Raw genomic sequence first — 19,491 nt, 5'->3', positions numbered from 1 at the left:
TTTAGTTTTTATTTTCTTGACTTAAAGAAACCCCTCCCGAAATTATCATTTTCATGACATCAGAAGTAGGCAGATGAAGTAGTGTTACGCTTGACGTAGGAACAATAAACATTTCGCCCGAAAAGGCATACGAATGTGGACAATAAACCATTACTGAACCTTCGGGAATATCTAAAAATTGAAGGTCGGACTGTGTAATAAACCCTAATTTTTGTATTCCGTTTTCTTTATTGAATAATATTTTGACAGGCTGATTAAATTTCTTTTTATCCCCCACAAAAGCCTCAACAAGGTCTTTGAGTGAGAAATAAATAAGCCGAACCAAAGGCAAACGAGCAAGCCCATCTTCAAAAATCTGAACAACAGGAACAGATATAAATGTTGAACCCAAGAAACCCACAATCATGATTATGGCAACCATTAAAGCAAGTCCCGTTCCTCTGAAATAAAAGTAAAAATGACTATCGAGAGAATCTAAAAGGTTAAAAATAATGTAGCCCGTGATGTAAACAGGGGCTAACAAAAGTAAGCCTTTGACAAAATAGCTAAACAGTTTTGCGGATATTCGCTTGAATTTGGAGGACATTTTCGATTCCTAATATGATTTTATTCTTTGGATACGTAACATTATATTTAACCTCAAGGTTCTTTTTCTCATTCGGTTTTAATCGAAAACTCCAAGCTAAACGACCACGTGTAAAGTCTATTTCGGCATCGGAACTTTCCAAAATTTCAACTTCTACCAAACCATCTTTAGCATGTGGAAATAAATCTTCGACTTTAAGTCTTAATGAAGACTTTTTAGGATTCTTAAATTCTATCCGATAAGCACGATATTCTAAGACTTTTTTGCCCACAATCCTTTTCGTATTTCCTGTGATAGTTCGTTTTATATCGACTTTTTCATTTCTCGAAATACTTACAAATAATGTATCCCTACCAACTCCAGAAGGCTTTTTTTGAATTTTATACGATTTTTGAGCATCGACGGTCGGTTCAGTTTGTACAAAAACAATACAAACTAAATAGACTTTAAATATAAGTATGAAATTTCTTAGGGCCATTAAAAATAAAAACGGATAATAAAGCAGTAAATGTATATGCTGAGTTTTTTTTCTCCTTAAAATTGGGAAAACTATTCTTTAAATATTATTTAGATAAATTAAAAATCCCTCAACACGCAAAAGAAAACTTACACAACAATTTCATTATCAACATCTTACAAAATCATAAAAATCAAAAATGTAAATCCTGAGAGCTACATATTTCATTAAGGACGTAGATATTAGTAATTTTGCCAAATCAAAATTCACCATACTCTTACAAATCAAATTATGATTTACGAATATAGCTATTTACAAGATTTTATCCGAAAAGTATTTTTAGCCATTGGTTGTCCAGAACAAGATGCTCTCTTGGCATCAAAGGTACTAATTTCTGCCGACTTACGTGGAGTTGATTCACACGGAACGGCTCGTCTAAGCGGATATGTGCGTTTATATGACAACGGACGCTTAAACCCAAACCCACAAATTAAAATTGTTCATGAAACACCTTCTACCGCCGTAATTGATGGCGACAAAGGACTTGGGTTAGTAGTTGCTCCTCATGCCATGAAAGTGGCGATGGAAAAAGCTAATAATGTAGGTTCAGGCTGGATTTCAGTACAAAACTCAAATCACTTTGGTATTGCAGGTTTTCATGCTATGATGGCTCTGGAAAATGATATGATTGGTTGGGCAATGACAAACGCTGCTCCATTGGTAACGCCAACTTTCTCTAAAGAAAAATTATTAGGTACAAACCCAATTGCAGTGGCAGTTCCTGCTGAGAAAAACCCCGCTTTTGTAGCTGATTTTGCCAGTACTGCCGTGGCTTATGGTAAAATGGAAATTCTTCAACGTAAAGGTTCTCCTGCTCCAATCGGTTGGGTTCAAGACAAAGAAGGGAATCCAACAGACGATTCAAATGCCGTGAAAAATGGCGGTGCTTTGCTCCCATTGGGTGGCGACCGTGAGCATGGCTCACACAAAGGTTATGGACTTGGAGCGATTGTAGATATATTTTCGGGCGTACTTTCTGGTGCAAATTTTGGACCTTGGGTACCTCCTTTTGCTACCGCAGGCTTCATGGCAGCAGGCGAACAAGTAGGAAAAGGCACTGGTCATTTCTTGGGTGCCATGAGAATTGACGGCTTCCGACCAGCAGCAGATTTCAAAGCTGATATGGATAGATGGATTGACCGTTTTCATGCTGCACCTGCCGTTGATGGACAAAAAGTTTTAGTACCGGGCGACCCAGAAAGAGAATTAGAAGCAGAACGTAAAGCCAACGGTATCAACTTGTTAGAGCCAGTTGTGAATGATTTAAAAGGTTTAGCGGATAGATTTGGAATTGAGTTTTAATGATTAAAAATTTAATAAATAAGAATATGAGTTTTAAGTTTATTGACTTATTTGCAGGAGTTGGCGGCATCAGAATTCCATTTGAAGAATTAGGAGGACAATGTGTTTTTACTTCAGAATGGGATAAATATTCACAATTAACATATGAAACGAATTTTTCACATAAACCCGATGGGGATATTACAAAAATTTTAGCAGAGAATATTCCTGAATTCGATATTTTATTGGGAGGTTTCCCTTGTCAAGCCTTTTCTCATGCAGGTAAAAAGCTAGGATTTGATGACATCAGAGGAACTCTGTTTTTTGATGTCGCAAGAATAATTGATTTTCATAAACCCAAAGCTTTTTTGCTTGAAAATGTAAAAGGCTTAGTTGGACATGATAAAGGTCGAACATTTAATATCATTAAAAAGACACTTATTGACCTTGGTTATAATATTCATTACAAAGTTTTAAATGCTAAACATTTTGGATTACCACAGAATAGAGAACGCATATATATAATTGGTTTTTTAGAAGACCTTGATTTTGAGTTTCCTTCAGCACCCAATACTCCAACTCGATTTGGTAACATTTTAGAAGAGGTTGTTCCTGCAAACTACACTATTTCTGATAAACTTTGGGCAAGCCACCAAGAAAGGAAAAAAAGAAATATGTTAAAAGGCTGGGGATTTGGTTATAGTATTTTTGATGAAAACTCTGCATATACAAGTACAATTTCTGCCAGATATTATAAAGATGGTTCGGAAATTTTAATATCTCAGCTTGGTAAAAACCCTCGAAAATTAACCCCTCGGGAAGCAGCAAGATTACAGGGTTTTCCAGATACTTTTATTATACCAGTAAGTGATACTCAAGCCTATAAACAATTTGGAAATTCTGTTTCTGTTCCTGTAATTAGAGCAATTGCAAATGAAATATTATTTAGTCTTAAATTCCTAAAAAATGAACTTAGAAAACCTAAACCTAAGCAACTCTCGATTGCTTATTAATCTTGAACTGTATAAAACTATGAAAGATGTAATTCAGATACATTTTTCTTCTGCACAGTCAATAAGTCTAATTGAAAAAATTCAATTAGTTATCAAATCCAATGAAAAATTTGAAAAACAGTTAGAAAATTTACAAAGTTCCATCAAAAATATAGCGAATTCTACTGCTAAGTCAGATGCTATTAGTTCACTAATAGTAAACAATATTCATAGAAAAGAACATTTTCATGTCTTAAAATTAGCTTTAAATCTAATTAGATTCAAAGATTATATTTTGGAAAAAAGTAAACTAACGTCTGAAACTTTTAGAACAATCAAAACTATACATATTTTAGATTTTGCTTATGATTACAATATGCTGCTTTTGCCATACTCCGTAAGAGTCGCAGGAGCATTGTTAATTAAAATCTTATTTGAAGACATTGCAAAGAATCAAGACACTATTTATTTACCATTAATAGAAGATATTAGTGAGATACCTTATATTGATCCAGACACTATTCTTCAAATTATTTATGCCGAAAGTGCAAGTCAATCTATTCGTTCAACTTCAGGTAGTAGCTATGAAGAAAGGGTCAAAGATGTTCTAATAACAAATGGGATTCAATATATTTCACAATCTTTCGATTCAAATTTAGGTTCAATTGAATACGATTTTAAACTTACTTTTCAAGATAAATCTATTGGGGTTAGTGCTAAAAGGACTTTAAGAGAGAGATATAAGCAAAATCATGAGAGTATTGAAAATTTGGATGTTGATATGATGTTTTTAATAACTTTAGGAATAGATTTGAATGAAGACAAAGTTAAATATATCACCCAAAAAGAAGGACATTACATTTTTGTTGCAAATGATATTTTTTCCACTCGAAGTTTTTTAACGAGAGAAAAAAAGGTTTATCCGATTAATGAACTTACGAATGAATTAATAAAAACCCTTTTAAAGATATAATTTTACGCTTCAGTAGTTTGGCTTTTGACATTTAATATATCAATAAAAGTCAATTTATAGAATCTTACTTGAATTGTGATAAATATTTTTTTAGGAGTATAAATAAAAATTAATATTGGTTATATACAATTTTTCATAAGAATTATTAAGTTTGTAGTATAAAAAAACAAATATTATTTTTCCGTTTTTTTTGTAAAAAGTGATAAAATTTATATTTTTACCAAATCATAAACCCTAAATTATTATTACACAGTGGAAGAAAGAGATAGAGAAGAATTGTTTTCAAAAAGAATCAGAGCTGGAAAACGAACTTACTTTTTTGATGTGAAGTCAACTCGCTCAAACGATTATTACATCACAATCACAGAAAGTCGCCGTTATCAGAAAGATGATGGTTTCGGGTACGAAAAGCACAAAATGTTTTTGTACAAAGAAGATTTCGGCAAATTTATGGAAGGCTTACAAGAAGCCGTTGATCATGTTAAAAATGAACTTCTACCAGATGTTGATTTTGCACAATTTGACCGTGAGGAAGAAGAAGGCGGAAACAGTTTCGGAAGTGAATTAAAGTGGGAATAATCCGTAAAGCTCAATGATTTTGTAAGCCTCTGAATTTTTAGAGGCTTTTTTGTTGTTATTTTACTAATTTTGTATTCTTTTTCAAATACGATTATACAATAAATAAAATAAATGGGTTTACAATGTGGTATTGTAGGTTTACCAAACGTCGGAAAATCTACTCTTTTTAGTGCAATATCTTCAAATAAGGCAGAAGCTGCCAATTATCCTTTCTGTACGATTGAACCAAACGTTGGTATCGTAACAGTGCCAGACCAACGGTTAAACATCTTGGAAGAACTTGTAAAGCCTCAGCGTGTTTTACCAACTGTTATCGAGTTTATGGATATCGCAGGTTTGGTAAAAGGTGCTTCAACAGGTGCTGGTCTTGGTAACAAATTTTTAGCCAATATTCGTGAGGTTGATGCCATTCTACACGTTGTTCGTTGTTTTTCTGACGACAATATCGTTCACGTAGAAGGTCGTGTAAACCCTGTTTCTGATAAAGAAATCATTGATTACGAACTTCAATTGAAAGATTTAGAATCGGTTGATAAGAAAATCCAAAAAACGGAACGTTCTGCAAAGGCAGGTGATGCCAAAGCAAAAGCTCAATTGACAATTTTACAACAGTATAAAGCAGTTTTAGAATCTGGACAATCAGCTCGTACTGTTCAAGGACTTGACCCAGATGCAAAATTTGAAGCCATTGGTGACTTGTGTTTATTGACTGACAAACCTGTTATTTATGTGGCAAACGTTGACGAAGGGTCAATCGCAGCGGGAACAAATGAATATGTTGAGCAATTGAAAGCAAGTGTTGCTCCAGAAGGTGCTGAAGTAATTGTTATCTGTGCAGCTTTGGAGGCTCAAATTGCAGAAATGGAAGATGCAGACGACCGTCTAATGTTCTTGGAAGAATATAATTTGACAGAATCGGGATTAGATAAATTGATTCGTGGTTCTTATGCACTCTTGAATTTGATTACTTATTTCACGGCTGGTGTTAAAGAAGTTCGTGCTTGGACAATCCAAAAAGGTTGGAAAGCTCCTGCTGCTGCGGGTGTGATTCACTCTGACTTTGAACGTGGCTTTATTCGTGCAGAAGTTATCAAATTCGCTGATTACGAACAATATAAATCCGAAAACGCTTGTAAAGAAGCAGGAAAATTATCAGTAGAAGGTAAAGAATATACAGTAATCGACGGTGATATTATGCACTTTAGATTTAATGTTTAAAATTTAGTAACACAGACTTCAGTCTGTTGTCTAACTGACAGACTGAAGTCTGTGTTACTACGCTACAACTTCAACACCACAAACTCCACTCTTCTATTCACCTTTCTTTCTTCGTCAGTTCCTTTTTTCACGATTGGGCGAGTGTCTCCATAGCCTACCGCTTGGATTCTGGCAGATGGAATTCCTTGCTTTACTAAATAAGTTTCGCAAGCATCAACTCTATCCTGTGATAGTTCTAAATTGGCTTCAGAGTCGCCTACAATATCCGTATGTCCTTCCAAACGAATTTCCATCATCGGGTTGTCTTGCATCATCGTAACCAATTTATTCAATTCAGCATAAGAAGCAGGTAATAAATCTGATTTTGAAACTTCAAAGTAAATATTTTTCAGAACAATTTTATCTCCAACAGCAATTGGTGTTAAATAAATATCTTTGGTAACTTTTTGACCACCAGCAGTTTTTGACAAATCCACTACGTCGTTGGTTGCTAAATATCCTCTTGCAGACGTTGTATAAGTATAAACTTGTCCTTTTTGTAACGACATTCTATAAACACCTGTACTTGCAAAACTCTGTACAGAATCAATTACTTGTTTTGAACTGGACAATTTATAATCAATTGTTGCACTAATTGGGCGATTCGTTTTTACATCTCTAACAATCCCCGATACAATTACATTGGTAGCCACTGGTGCAGGCGGAGGCGTGTTATCTACTTCGCCTACTTTACCTGATTTTGTTCTGCTCTTAGTTGGCGTATTATCCGTATTTGTAGGAGGAGTTGGCGTTGGAACAGGCGTTGTTTTGGTAGGAGTTGGTTGATTGATAACATCTGAAGGATTCGACACCGTCAAATTATAAACATTCCAACAAACATAATTATCTGAATTACATTCATTTAAGTCAAAACTCTCTAACCCTTTATCTAAACGTTCAAAATAGGCAACAAAATTAAGTGACTCACCTGGCTGTAAGCGTCTTCCGTACTTTGTTAAATCTCTTGCTTTAACATCGTTCAAAAATGGAATATTGTCAGCTTTGATAGCTCTGAAAGTTCTTGCACCGTTAGCCGCAATCAAAACAGCATTTTCTTGAAAAGCAACATTCTGAGTACCATCATCATAGTAACTTTTCCCGTTTCTATCTTGAACATTACCCGCTCTATGAGTATTTGTAAAAGTTAGATACAAAATAGTGTATTGCTCAGTTAGTCGAATATTTCCCACTACTAAATCATTATCTGCTGAGCGTCCAGAACGAGACTGCGGATTGGAAGGATAATTATTAGGGTTTGTCTGAGGTGAAGTCTGTGGACGGTCGCCACCCGAAGGATACTGATTGCCACCTGTACTATTTCCACCATCTGAATTCCCACCATTTGTAGGATAACCTCCCGAACCTTGTGGATACGTTCCTAAACAACTTTGTAATAATATTGCAACACTAAATAGCAAAAATAGTCTTTTCATTTTATCAAAATTTAGTAAATGGTTATTGAACGAAATTTACAAAAACTTCTTGTTTTATCCCTCACTCTTTAACTAATCATTAACATTTATTGCGTTTTTATCATCGAATATCCCACTAATGCGTCTGCTCTTGCCCCTATCGGACGATGATAAACTAAAACTTCATATACGTTTTCTGTTTGCGAATGTGTTCCTTCAAAATCAACTTCGCTTTTATTACCTTGGCTATCAACCGTAAGATAATTGTAATTATAAATGCCTTGCTTGAGTTGCATATAAAGCTCATACGACTGACTTTCAGGAACATAGTGCATCAAATTTCTACTATCTAACTGCCAATCATTAAATGCCCCGTTCACATAAACCTTTTTATTTTCTAAAGAATCTGACTTCAACATAAAACTCACTCGCACATAATCAGATTCTGTTTCACCTTTATTAGTCTCATAATTATCAATAACATACATTCCGTTGAAATCATTGACCGAAATATATGCCAAATGATTTTGCGTTTTTTCTGGATAAAGTTCAATGATACTTTCACGCTCACCTTGAATGATTTTTGAAATATTGACTAACTTTTGCTGAGTGCTACGCCCATCAAACATTCTAAATTCGCTACCGCCTTCAAATTGATTTTCACCATCATAAAATTGATAATCCAACTTTTTATTATATGAATCAACCATGAACGGAACGAGCGGTTTTGTCACTTTATCATCTCTAAAATTCTGACGAATAATAACTTTTAAATCTTGCTTGGGGTCAATAATTTCGTATCCACTAAAGCTAATTCCCAAATTCACTTGCTGATGTGACAAACGTTTTTGAACATTATTGGCAAAACTTACTCTACCGCCCACATTTACTCTATTTTGATAAACCATAAACCTACATGTGAGCATTATATCCTCCTCATTTCGATTTTTGTAAACCATAACCACGTAATTTCCCGCTAATTTTACTTTTGGAAGTTCAATCGAAAAGTGGGTGTATGGGATTTTTGTAGCAAATGAATTTCGATAATCATTAATTGGAAAATCATTATATTCTGGCAAATATTCAATTTCATTTAATACAGACGGTTTCCAGTCTGCATTACAATGGAAAACTTTTACTCTAAATGATTGATATTCTGGATTTAAACAATCAAATTCCAATAATAAAGGTTGGCTATCTTGAAGATTTACAACGGGAGGATTAAGCGAAGCCTGAGCTGTTTTACCAGAACTTAAAGTCGGATATAATTGAACAGTTCTGATATAGGGTTCATAAATATGATTATCGTAGATGATTTTCTTTGGCTCAAAATAGTCTCTATTTTTCTTCTTTTGGGCAGAAATCGTTAGAGAAAATAGGGTAAAAATGATGATTAAATTTTTCATAATAACATTGAGTTAGAATACCCACAAAATAGACCACGGATATTACGGATTGAACAGATTATAGGTAACACGATTTAAGATTAATGTGTACTCTGAGGTGAGTTTCAATTAAAAAATACAATCTGTGTAAATCGGTCAAATCCGTATCATCCGTGGTCTATTTTTGTTGGTAATTATTTTAAGCTAAATTTCCTTCCAACTCCTCAATTTCCATCATTACACCTTCCCACGTGTCATTTACTGCTTCCAGATGATTAAGAATCTTTTGGTACGCTTCATTTTCACGTTTCAACGCCGCAGGGTCATTAAAAATTGTTGGGTCTGCCAATAGATTCTCTTGCTTCACTTTATCTGCTTCCAATTTACTAATCTGATTTTCGGTTTCAGATAAAGTTTGGTTCAGTTTTTTAAGATTTTTCTGAATCTCTTTTTTAGCAGAATCATCAATGGTTGGCTTCTTTTCTGCCACTTTTTCAACGGTTTTCTTTTGTGGCTTCGTTTCCACTACTTCGCCATTCAAAATTCGTTGTTCTTGCCAAGTTTCATATTCTTCGTAAGTTCCGGGGTAAACTTTTATTTCTTCATCTTCGATATACCAAATTTTATTCGCAATTTCAGAAACAAAGAAACGGTCGTGAGAAACTACCACAAAAGAGCCTTCATATTGTTGTAATGCTTGAATCAAAATATTCACCGACATCATGTCTAAGTGGTTGGTCGGTTCATCAAGTAACAAAAAGTTAGCTTCAGAAATCAATACTTTTGCCAAAGCAACTCTGGATTTTTCTCCTCCAGACAATACTTTAATTTTCTTAAAGGCATCATCACCAGTAAACAAGAAACAGCCCAAAATACTACGTAATTCGGTTTCTAATTTACCTGTTCCAGTCATTTTCAATTCATCAAGCAAAGTATTGTTTACATCTAAACTTTCTAATTGATGCTGTGCATAAAATGAGTCGATGACATTATGCCCTAAAGTACGTTCTCCATCAATCGGTTCAGAACCATCAATAATTCTCAAAAGGGTTGATTTTCCTTTACCGTTTGCACCAATCAAGGCAATTTTATCACCTCTTTCAATCATTCCTGCGGTATTGGTTAAGATTTTCTTTGAGCCATACGCTTTAGTAACATTATTCAATGTCATGATAAAACGTCCTGGTTGAGTTCCAAAATTAAACTTAAAATTAACCTTCGCATTATCATCAACAACGGCATCGATGATGTCTAAACGCTCCAAAGCCTTCACACGAGACTGTACCTGACGAGCCTTCGTTGCCTTTGCTTTAAATCTTGAAATAAATAATTCGGTTTGCTTGATGGCTTGTTGTTGATTTTCATAAGCTCCTTTCTGAATTTCATTTCTAAGGGCTTTTTCTTCAACATAAAACTCATAATTCCCAGCATACGAAATCAATTTTGCACCCGTAACCTCCACAATGGTATTCACGGTATTATCTAAGAAAAATCTATCGTGAGAAACCACTATAATTGCTCCTTCATAGGTATTGATGTAGTTTTCTACCCACTCAATAGACGGTAAGTCCAAGTGGTTGGTAGGTTCATCGAGCATCAACAATGACGGTTTTTGAAGAAGTAATTTTGCCAACATTACACGCATTCTCCAACCTCCCGAAAAAGTATGAAGTGGTTGTTGTAATTCTTCGGTGGTAAAGCCTAAACCTTCCAAAATCGTTTCTGCTTCCGACTGAATGGTATATCCACCTAAATTTTCAAATTCATCTTGCAAACGACCCAATACGTCAATATCCGAATCTTCATAATTAGTTTCCATTTTATGAAGAACTCTATCTATTTCAGCCTGAAGGAAATTTTGACGTTCAAAAGCCTGCATAGCAACCGCCAAAATTGATTCTTCACTTTGGTAAGAAAGCAAGTCCTGATTTAGGAAACCCACAGTACAATCTCCTGATTTTGAGATTGTTCCACCGTCGGGTTGATATTCGCCATCAATGATGCGAAGGAGTGTTGATTTTCCTGTACCATTTGCCCCAACAAGACCGATTTTGTCTTTGGGTTTGATATGTAAATTCGCCCCATCATACATAGGACGAGAACCGAAATAAAACGAAAGATTATTGATTGATAACATACTGCAAAGATACAGGTAAAACAATTAAGGGACAAAGCATTGCGTAACACAGACTTTAGTCTGTCATCATAAGTAAACAGACTAAAGTCTGTGTTACGTCATAAAAAAAGCCTCCAAATGGTTAGTTTGAAGGCTTTTAAAATTAAAAAAAACGATTATTCGGTTTCAGCCGTAGCATTAACTCTTGAAAGTGTCAATTCATCACCTTCTCCAGAATAATCAGCAACTATTACATCGCCTTCTGCAAGGTCACCTTTGAGGATTTCTTCTGCAACTGGGTCTTCTAAATAACGTTGAATTGCACGATTCAATGGTCTTGCACCATACTGTGAATCATAACCTTTTTCAGCAATAAAGTCTTTGGCTTTTTCAGTCAACTCTACACTATAACCCAATAAATTGATACGAGTGAAAAGTTTTTTCAACATCAAATCAATAATTGAATGAATATGTTCACGCTCTAAAGAATTAAAGACAATTACATCATCCAAACGATTCAAAAACTCAGGAGAGAATGCTTTTTTCAAAGCATTTTGGATTGTTCCTTTGATGGCTTCGTCCATATTATCTGCTTTCGCTTTTGAAGAGAAACCAATTCCTAAACCAAAATCTTTCAAATCTCTTGCTCCGATATTTGAAGTCATAATGATGATTGTATTTCTGAAATCAACTCTGCGACCTAAACCATCTGTTAAAATACCGTCGTCCAAAACTTGGAGTAAAATATTAAATACATCAGGGTGAGCCTTTTCAATTTCGTCTAACAATACAACTGCATAAGGTTTACGACGGATTTTTTCAGTCAATTGTCCACCTTCTTCATAACCAACATAGCCCGGAGGGGCTCCAATCAAGCGAGATACACTGAATTTCTCCATGTACTCACTCATGTCAATTCTTACTAAAGCATCTTCTTTATCGAATAAATACGTAGCTAAAACTTTGGCTAATTCTGTTTTTCCGACACCCGTTGGACCTAAGAAAATAAATGAACCGATTGGTTTTTTAGGGTCTTTTAAACCTACACGTGTACGCTGAATTGCTTTTACGAGTTTGGCAATTGGTAAATCTTGACCTATTACTTTTCCTTGCAATTCTTCGTTCATGTTCAGTAATTTTTGTCCTTCCGTAGCCGCCACACGATTTACAGGGATGCCTGTCATTTGAGCAATTACTTCTGCAACACTTTCTTCTGAAACGGTATAACGACGACGCTTTGTATCTTCTTCCCACTCACGTTTAGCACGGTCTAATTGGTCTAAAAGACGTTTTTCTCGGTCACGTAATTGAGCTGCTTCTTCGTATTTCTGTGATTTTACAACCGCATTTTTCTCTTTCTTGATATTTTCGATAGCTTCTTCTAATCGGATAATATCTTCGGGAACGGTAATATTTGAAATATGTACTCTTGCACCCACTTCGTCCATTACGTCAATGGCTTTATCAGGTAAGAATCTATCCGAAATATAACGTTCAGAGAGTTTTACAGCTTGTTCGATTGCTTCGTCTGTATAAGTTACGTGGTGATGTTCTTCGTATTTATCTTTGATATTATTCAAGATTTCAATCGTTTCTTCAATCGAAGTGGCATCAACCATTACGGTTTGGAAACGACGAGCCAAAGCTCCATCTTTCTCAATATACTGACGATATTCATCCAACGTCGTTGCTCCGATAACTTGGATATCACCACGAGCTAAAGCTGGCTTAAACATATTTGAAGCATCTAATGAACCTGACGCTCCACCTGCACCAACAATGGTATGAAGTTCGTCAATGAATAAGATTACATCTGGCGATTTCTCCAATTCATTCATGACTGCTTTCATTCGCTCTTCAAATTGTCCACGGTATTTTGTTCCTGCCACTAATGAAGCCAAATCAAGCGTTACAACACGCTTTCCGAACAATACACGTGATACTTTTTTCTGAACAATACGTAAAGCTAAACCTTCGGCGATGGCTGTTTTACCAACTCCAGGTTCACCAATCAAGATTGGGTTATTTTTCTTTCTACGTGAAAGTATTTGTGCAACACGCTCAATTTCTTTCTCACGACCTACAATTGGGTCAAGTTTTCCAGATTCAGCAACTTTAGTAAGGTCTCTTCCAAAATTATCTAAAACAGGTGTTTTTGACTTTTCGGCATTTTTGTTAGTGGCAGAACCGCTATTACCCGCATTGCTACCACCCGCAAACATTCTTGCATCATCATCGTTATCGTCAGTATCTGACGGGCCCGATTTGATATTTGGGTTTGATTGATATTCTACCATATCCTTTATTAATTCATAATGTATCTGGAATTTCTCAAGAATTTGTTTGGCAAGATTGTCCTCATCTCTGAGAATTGCCATCAATAAATGTTCAGTTCCAACAAGGTTTGTTTTGAAAATTCGTGCTTCTAAATAAGTTACCCTCAACACTTTTTCGCATTGGCGAGAAAGCGGAATATCTTGCTTGTTTTTGATAGTATAAGAAGAACGAACCGTACTCCGAGTTGCTTGTTCGATAGTAACACGCAAGTCGTCGAGGGTTGTACCGCATTTTTGGATAAGGTCGAGAGCAATACCTTCGCCTTCTCTAATCATTCCCAAAATGAGGTGTTCTGTCCCGATATAATCATGCCCAAGCCTGATTGCCTCCTCACGGGCGAGTGAGATAACCTCTTTGACTCTGTTTGAAAATTTTGCCTCCATGTAAGAGTTTTGAGTTATGATTTGTTGTTTCTGTTTTTAGATATTTAGACTTCAAATAAAAAATATATTATTTAAAAGACTAAAGTTTACTTGGTGTAGTGTTGCTTTTCTATTGAAATAGTTATTCATAATGTCCTTTCAATGAGTAAACCCAAATCGTTTCCTCTACAACTTTATATACTATTCTATTTTCTCTATCTATTCTCCTTGACCAAAATCCAGATAAACTATATTTAAGTGCTTCTGGCTTTCCTATACCTTCTGTTGGTGTTTCTTGTATTGATTCCAGTAGTTTTCTAATCTTTTTCAGAATACTGCTCTGTCCACTCTTCTTAAAAAATGCCAAATGGTCGATTGCATCATCTGAAAACTCTATTTCCATATATCATCAAGAGCTATTTTGGTTCTTTTTCCAGCTTGCATACTACTTTCACTTTCTAATATTTGCTCTACAAATGCTGGATTATAAGGACTTTTATCTGTTTTTGATTTGATGCTTACAAAATCAAATTGTTGTAATAATTCAAGTAGAAAGTTAACCCGTTCTTCTCGAACATCTAATAATAATTCCATGATAATCAATTTTAAAACTTTACAAAATCTTCTCTATCTGTACTCTTAAACTTTTCAAGATTCTGAAAATGTCAAATATTTCATCATCTACGCATGAAAAATCTTTACTGATAGCATATTCTTTCCCAACTAATGCCATAAAATACCAGTTTCTACCAATGATATACGAACCGTAAATTGGTCGTTCAGCGTTCTGACTTCCATTGTTATTAAGTTTCTGGGCAACCAACATGGCTATTAGTGCTTGTCCTCTTGGGTCACCGTAAGGGTCTGTACCTCTTTTATATTCGTTTAAACAAAAATAAGGCATTCGAGGGCTTCTAAAACCTGTTGCAATCATTCCATCCACTTTTCCTGATAATTCATATTCATCAATTGTTGTGGATAATTCTCTTTCTAAAAAATAAGCAAATTTTTTATTGTCTATTCCTGATGCTACAATTACAGGGCTAATTAGTTTATTTTCTAATTCTATCTCGTTCCAATCGTCCCCACCATGCTCTATATAATTTTTACTTAATTCGGTTAAATTATAAATCTGATGTTCATTTGGGGTAAACTCGTAAGATAATAATGTTTCTAAAGCATCCATTTCTGAAACTTGAACCAATCCAAATGTGAGTTCAACCTTTTCCAACGTCCATTCTCTGAAATTACTTTTTTCCATTACTAATTGATTTTCTATTTAACCACAATTCTAATTTATTTGTTCAATCACCGCAGAGCCTTTTAATATTGATAATGCTTGATTTCCCTGACAAAAAAGCAAATCGAGAATAGAGAGATTTGGCACAAATTCATTGCCAAAATTTTGTCTGTATTCCAATGGCTTGTAAAGATTATTCTCACTAAAAGGTGTTTTAGGATGAATTAGTCCTCTGAAGTCATTTTCGACTGTTTTTTGATAATTTTCAGTAAATATAATGTTTTTTTCGAGACGGAGAAGTTTCAGACAAATTGTCAGCAATTCAAAGTTTAAATCGAACAAAAAGTCAGGTTTTTTATCTAATATTTTTTTAAAATATTCTCCATAATATTCAAAAAAAGGTGATTTTCCGTAAGCAGAATGAATTGCCCCCCAGTGTCGGCGTGTCCAATCTTGATGATAATCAATTTGTAAATCACGGATTAACACTTTTTTATTTCCATTTTTAACAGGAATTGTGAGGCTATCAATCTTATTTGTTGTCTGAATTATACAACGATTTCGGTAACTTTGCTTTTCAAAATACTCATGAGCTTCAAGCGTAACGGTTTCGTGTTGTAATATCGTACAGAAATATTCAAGACTTGGTAAATATTGGAGGTCAATGGTCATTTTGGTTTATGCTATATGCTTTATGCAGTAAGCATTTTAAATTTAATGTTTCTTTAATTCTTAAAATTGAGCTAATAGCTTACGGCTTAACGCTTATAGCCCAAACAAATGTTTTTTATTAATCTATTCTCAAAGTTACCTTTTTTTGTGCTTTATGGCATTTCAAATTTTGCCTACTTTATTATTTATCGTGTTGTGGGTTATCGTAAAAAAGTAGTTTTTGAAAATTTACGTAATTCATTTCCCGATAAATCTGAAAGCGAAATCAAACAAATCGCAAAAGATTTTTATCAACATATTGCAGACTTATTTATTGAATTTATCAAAGGTTATTCTATTTCTAAAGAAGAAATTGAAAAAAGGGTTAAAATCGTAAATATTGAGGCAATTAAACAATATACCGACCAAAATCAGTCTGTAATTATTGTTACTGGACATATCAGTAATTGGGAATGGCTACTTCATCCACTCAATTTAACGGAAATTCCAATGGATATTGTCTATCAAAAATTGAGTAGCCCGTTTTTTAACGAACTAACGCTATTTATTAGAAGTAGATTTGCTATTACTCCACTGATTGAAAAAGATGATACTTTACGCAGAACCGTAGAAAGAAAAGACATAACGAGAGCTTTGGTGATGGGGTCTGACCAATCTCCTCAAAATTGGAAAGCTGCCTATTGGACAAACTTCCTAAATCAAGATTCTGCTTTTTTTACAGGTACAGAACGCATTGCTCGCAAATTTGATTATCCCGTAATTTTCAGTGAAATGAGAAGAATTAAAAGAGGATATTATGAAATAGAATTTACAGAAATTGCCAATCCAAGAGAGTTTAAGGAGTTGCCAATGGGTGAAATTACAGAGCGTTTTATCCAAATTTTGGATAAATCAATCCATAAATATCCAGCAGATTATCTATGGTCGCATAGACGTTGGAAACATAAAAGAACGGAAGAAGATACAGTGAAGACCAACTTTAGAGAGCTGAGGTCATAGTAACCCAGACTTTAGTCTGATTTTGTTGTTCCAGACTTTAGTCTGTTTTGTCGTTCCAGACTAAAGTCTGGGTTACTTAATCTAAATATCCTCCACCCTGACGAATAATATCAAAATCATCGTTAGTCGCATCTACAATCGTTGAAGGAATATTTTTCCCATATCCACCATCAATAACAATATCTACAAGATTTTGAAATTTCTCAAAAATCAATTCTGGGTCAGTTGGATAATCCAATACATCATCATCATCGTGAATTGATGTGGTAATAATCGGGTTTCCTAATTCTTGCACAATGATTCTTGGAATAACATTATCAGGAATTCTAACGCCAACCGTTTTCTTGCTTTGAGATAATACTTTTGGCACACGATTATTGCCGTCTAAAACAAAAGTAAAAGCACCCGGTAAAACCCTTTTCATCAATTTAAAAGCGGCTGTTGAAACCTTCGCATAATCTGAAATATGACTTAGGTCGTTACAGATAAACGAAAAGTTATTCTTGTTGGGTTTGATTCCCTTTATTTGACAAATTCTTTCTACGGCACGGGCATTATGAATATCACAACCCATTCCATAAACGGTATCAGTGGGGTAAATAATTACTCCTCCATCACGCAAGCACGAAACAATTTGTTCGATTTTACGCATATCAGTACCTTTTTCGTATAATTTTATAAATTCTGCCATTGATAAAGTGTTTATAATCTGAAATATAAGTACTTCCGAAAAGCATTGTACTTGAGGTACAAAAAGTTGATAGGTAATTTACTGAAAATTAAAATTGTATATAGCTTAATCTCCCAATTTTCTGCTTTAAGTTGCTTCAACATTTTTAAAACTTCTTTGCCAACTTCAAAATGTTCGGTAAAAAAGCATTGTCTCATTAAACTTTTCAGTCGAATAATTAACGCAAGATTTTCTTCTTCGGTTTCATTAAATAAAAATGCTTTCTGGCAAACACGAAAAACTGAGGGCGTGAGGGAATTCTTCTTTTGAATAAATTTTGTAGAATGTGAGCCACTCAACATTCTTTGTTGCATCAAAATTTCGGGAAGGTAATCAAATTTACATATTCGAGAAGCACGAAGCCAAAAATCAAAATCTTCATAAGTCAAAGTTTCGTCGTAGCCCCCAAGTTGGTCAAAAATGGTTTTCCGAACCATCATCGTTGGTGGATTGATGTAAAGTTTTTTGGCTAATAATTGGGCATAAACATTGCCGACGGGGAACTCATTTTTCTTTTTCCTAAAGTCATTAAAGGTTGAATGCTCAATTTTTCTTGACTGCTCATCAATATATTCACAATCTGAAAAGACAAGACCAACTTTTGCAGATTTTTCAAAAACCTTTACTTGTTCACTAATCCGATTGGGCAACATTATATCGTCAGTTGATAAGTCAATAATGTATTTTCCTTGTGCAATTTTGAGAGCTTGATTAAAAGAACGGCAATTTCCAATATTTTTTTCGTTGAATATGATTCTTGTATTAGCATTATTTTCAACGAATTGTAAAATTTTTTCACGACTTTTATCAATACTAAAATCATCTACCACAATCAACTCTACATTCCCATAACCCTGATTTACAACAGATTGCAAAGATTCTAAAACATATTTCTCATGATTATAACATAAAGCAATTACGGTAACAATTATTTTTTTTTCATTCATAATCACTTTTTAAAACAAAAAAATATTTTTTGGCACAGCGTTTGTTATAATATTAACATAAGAAAATGAAAGACATTTTAGTCTTCATTGATTTTTATGGGTTAGGGTTATTGGAAAGCCACACTTTTATGAAGGGTGGCTTTTTTTGTTGCTTTATTTCTTCCCAAATTACCCTTCCACTATTTTACAGTTTTCCTGCTTCCTTACTTTCGTCGATACTTGCGTTGATTTCAAAGCCTAAAATTAGGATTAATGCAATTAAATAAAGCCAAACCATCAAGGCAATAAAAGTTCCGATTGCTCCATACAATCTATTATATGATGCAAAATTGGATAGATAATAAGAAAATAGATTGGAAATGAGAATGGTAAGAATAGATGCCGTGATTGACCCCGCATTGATAAACTTCCAGCGTTTATGAACAGTAGGAGCAATATAATAAATGACAGAAATAGTAGTAAAAAAGACGGCAAAAATCACAAAATAGGTAATAAATTGAGCTGCATAAAAGGTAATATCTCGTGTCAAAAGTCCTTCTTCAAATAGAAAATCAACCGCAATTCTCCCCACAATTAATACAACAATTGCTATCACTAAAACGAATGTTAACAAAAAGTTTAACATAACCGCTATCAATCTTGCTTTGATGAATCCTCTTTGTTCTACTGTTTTATTCGTCATGTTAAATGCTCTCATTAATGCCATCATTCCGCTTGTGGAGGCATATAAGGCAAAAATAAACCCGAAAGACAGAATTCCTCCACGGGGTTTACTCACTATTTCCGTAATAGTTGTTTGAGCTTCTTTGAAGATTCCTTCGGGCATAACTTCTGCAAACAATGAAATAATGCGTAAGTCTAAATGGGCAACTGGCACATACGGAATTAATGAAAACAAGAAAATTATCGTTGGAAATATAGCTAATGTGAAGTTGTAAGCAACTGCGGCGGCTCTTACATCTATATCAAATTCCAGAATTTTTTTTATCAAAACTACCAATACTTGATATACTGTTGCGGGGGTATCTTGCAAATGAAGCGATTGTAAAAACAAACGAACAAAACGAACAGGTTTGGTATTTTTTAATTTTGGAAGCATATAGAAG

Annotated in this window: 19 protein-coding genes; 6 read left to right on the top strand and 13 right to left on the bottom strand. The window is 34.4% G+C overall.

What is annotated here, in order from left to right:
• Position 1: 1 nt before the first annotated feature.
• Both LV89_RS01530 and LV89_RS01525 read right to left on the bottom strand, forming a co-directional pair.
• Positions 2-586, bottom strand: a complete 585-nt coding sequence (locus LV89_RS01530) for a DUF502 domain-containing protein (protein ID WP_109741088.1) — start codon at positions 584-586, stop codon at positions 2-4.
• Positions 546-1,064 carry a DUF4139 domain-containing protein gene (locus tag LV89_RS01525; RefSeq protein ID WP_109741087.1) on the bottom strand — a complete coding sequence of 173 codons (519 nt, stop codon included), beginning with the start codon at positions 1,062-1,064 and terminating at the stop codon, positions 546-548. Before LV89_RS01525 ends, LV89_RS01530 begins: the two co-directional genes overlap by 41 nt.
• Before the next feature lie 270 nt (positions 1,065-1,334).
• Between LV89_RS01525 and LV89_RS01520 the strand changes: the two genes are divergently transcribed.
• From LV89_RS01520 to ychF, 5 genes are all read left to right on the top strand, one after another.
• Positions 1,335-2,405 carry an Ldh family oxidoreductase gene (locus LV89_RS01520; protein WP_109741086.1) on the top strand — a complete coding sequence of 357 codons (1,071 nt, stop codon included), beginning with the start codon at positions 1,335-1,337 and terminating at the stop codon, positions 2,403-2,405.
• Positions 2,405-3,397 carry a DNA cytosine methyltransferase gene (locus LV89_RS01515; protein ID WP_109741085.1) on the top strand — a complete coding sequence of 331 codons (993 nt, stop codon included), beginning with the start codon at positions 2,405-2,407 and terminating at the stop codon, positions 3,395-3,397. The genes LV89_RS01520 and LV89_RS01515 overlap by 1 nt, the downstream gene beginning before the upstream one ends.
• A 19-nt stretch (positions 3,398-3,416) precedes the next feature.
• A complete protein-coding gene (locus LV89_RS01510) occupies positions 3,417-4,349 on the top strand; it encodes a PDDEXK family nuclease (protein WP_109741084.1) in 933 nt (310 codons plus the stop codon).
• A 252-nt stretch (positions 4,350-4,601) separates the two neighbouring features.
• Positions 4,602-4,928: a DUF3276 family protein gene (locus LV89_RS01505; protein WP_109741083.1), complete on the top strand. Its 327-nt coding sequence runs from the start codon at positions 4,602-4,604 to the stop codon at positions 4,926-4,928.
• Positions 4,929-5,039: 111 nt separating this feature from the next.
• Entirely contained in the window at positions 5,040-6,146 is a 1,107-nt protein-coding gene (gene ychF, locus LV89_RS01500) for a redox-regulated ATPase YchF (RefSeq protein WP_109741082.1), read from the top strand.
• A 62-nt stretch (positions 6,147-6,208) separates the two neighbouring features.
• Here ychF and LV89_RS01495 read toward each other — a convergent pair whose 3' ends face one another.
• From LV89_RS01495 to LV89_RS01460, 8 genes are all read right to left on the bottom strand, one after another.
• A complete protein-coding gene (locus LV89_RS01495; protein WP_109741081.1) occupies positions 6,209-7,618 on the bottom strand; it encodes an OmpA family protein in 1,410 nt (469 codons plus the stop codon).
• 86 nt (positions 7,619-7,704) lie between these two features.
• Entirely contained in the window at positions 7,705-9,003 is a 1,299-nt protein-coding gene (locus LV89_RS01490) for a type IX secretion system plug protein (protein WP_109741080.1), read from the bottom strand.
• Positions 9,004-9,181: 178 nt separating this feature from the next.
• Complete coding sequence (locus LV89_RS01485; RefSeq protein ID WP_374755127.1) at positions 9,182-11,074, bottom strand: ABC-F family ATP-binding cassette domain-containing protein; 1,893 nt, start codon at positions 11,072-11,074, stop codon at positions 9,182-9,184.
• Between the two features lie 200 nt (positions 11,075-11,274).
• On the bottom strand, positions 11,275-13,818 hold the full coding sequence (locus LV89_RS01480) for an ATP-dependent Clp protease ATP-binding subunit (RefSeq protein WP_109741078.1): 2,544 nt from the start codon (positions 13,816-13,818) through the stop codon (positions 11,275-11,277).
• A gap of 121 nt (positions 13,819-13,939) precedes the next feature.
• Complete coding sequence (locus LV89_RS01475) at positions 13,940-14,200, bottom strand: Txe/YoeB family addiction module toxin (protein ID WP_109741077.1); 261 nt, start codon at positions 14,198-14,200, stop codon at positions 13,940-13,942.
• The gene (locus LV89_RS01470) at positions 14,191-14,391 is read right to left on the bottom strand and encodes a DUF2683 family protein (RefSeq protein ID WP_109741076.1); all 201 of its coding nucleotides are present in this window, start codon (positions 14,389-14,391) and stop codon (positions 14,191-14,193) included. The genes LV89_RS01475 and LV89_RS01470 overlap by 10 nt, the downstream gene beginning before the upstream one ends.
• Positions 14,392-14,410: 19 nt before the next feature.
• Entirely contained in the window at positions 14,411-15,058 is a 648-nt protein-coding gene (locus LV89_RS01465; protein WP_109741075.1) for a hypothetical protein, read from the bottom strand.
• Between the two features lie 30 nt (positions 15,059-15,088).
• The gene (locus tag LV89_RS01460; protein WP_109741074.1) at positions 15,089-15,709 is read right to left on the bottom strand and encodes a WbqC family protein; all 621 of its coding nucleotides are present in this window, start codon (positions 15,707-15,709) and stop codon (positions 15,089-15,091) included.
• 108 nt (positions 15,710-15,817) lie between these two features.
• On the opposite strand from LV89_RS01460, the gene LV89_RS01455 reads away from it, so the two are divergent.
• A complete protein-coding gene (locus LV89_RS01455) occupies positions 15,818-16,708 on the top strand; it encodes a lysophospholipid acyltransferase family protein (RefSeq protein WP_109741073.1) in 891 nt (296 codons plus the stop codon).
• A gap of 76 nt (positions 16,709-16,784) precedes the next feature.
• Here the strand turns inward: LV89_RS01455 and LV89_RS01450 are convergent, their stop codons facing one another.
• The 3 genes from LV89_RS01450 to LV89_RS01440 form a co-directional block, all read right to left on the bottom strand.
• Positions 16,785-17,399 (bottom strand): L-threonylcarbamoyladenylate synthase, encoded by a 615-nt coding sequence (locus tag LV89_RS01450; RefSeq protein WP_109741072.1) that lies wholly within the window; start codon positions 17,397-17,399, stop codon positions 16,785-16,787.
• Between the two features lie 11 nt (positions 17,400-17,410).
• Positions 17,411-18,385, bottom strand: a complete 975-nt coding sequence (locus tag LV89_RS01445) for a glycosyltransferase (protein WP_109741071.1) — start codon at positions 18,383-18,385, stop codon at positions 17,411-17,413.
• Positions 18,386-18,569: 184 nt separating this feature from the next.
• Positions 18,570-19,484, bottom strand: coding sequence for a YihY/virulence factor BrkB family protein (locus LV89_RS01440; protein WP_109741070.1), 915 nt, complete (start codon positions 19,482-19,484; stop codon positions 18,570-18,572).
• Positions 19,485-19,491: the final 7 nt, after the last annotated feature.

Origin of the sequence: Arcicella aurantiaca (genome assembly GCF_003148625.1) — a bacterium.
In the GTDB taxonomy this organism is placed as follows: Bacteria; Bacteroidota; Bacteroidia; order Cytophagales; family Spirosomataceae; genus Arcicella; species Arcicella aurantiaca.
This window is presented reverse-complemented; position numbering and strand designations above follow the sequence as displayed.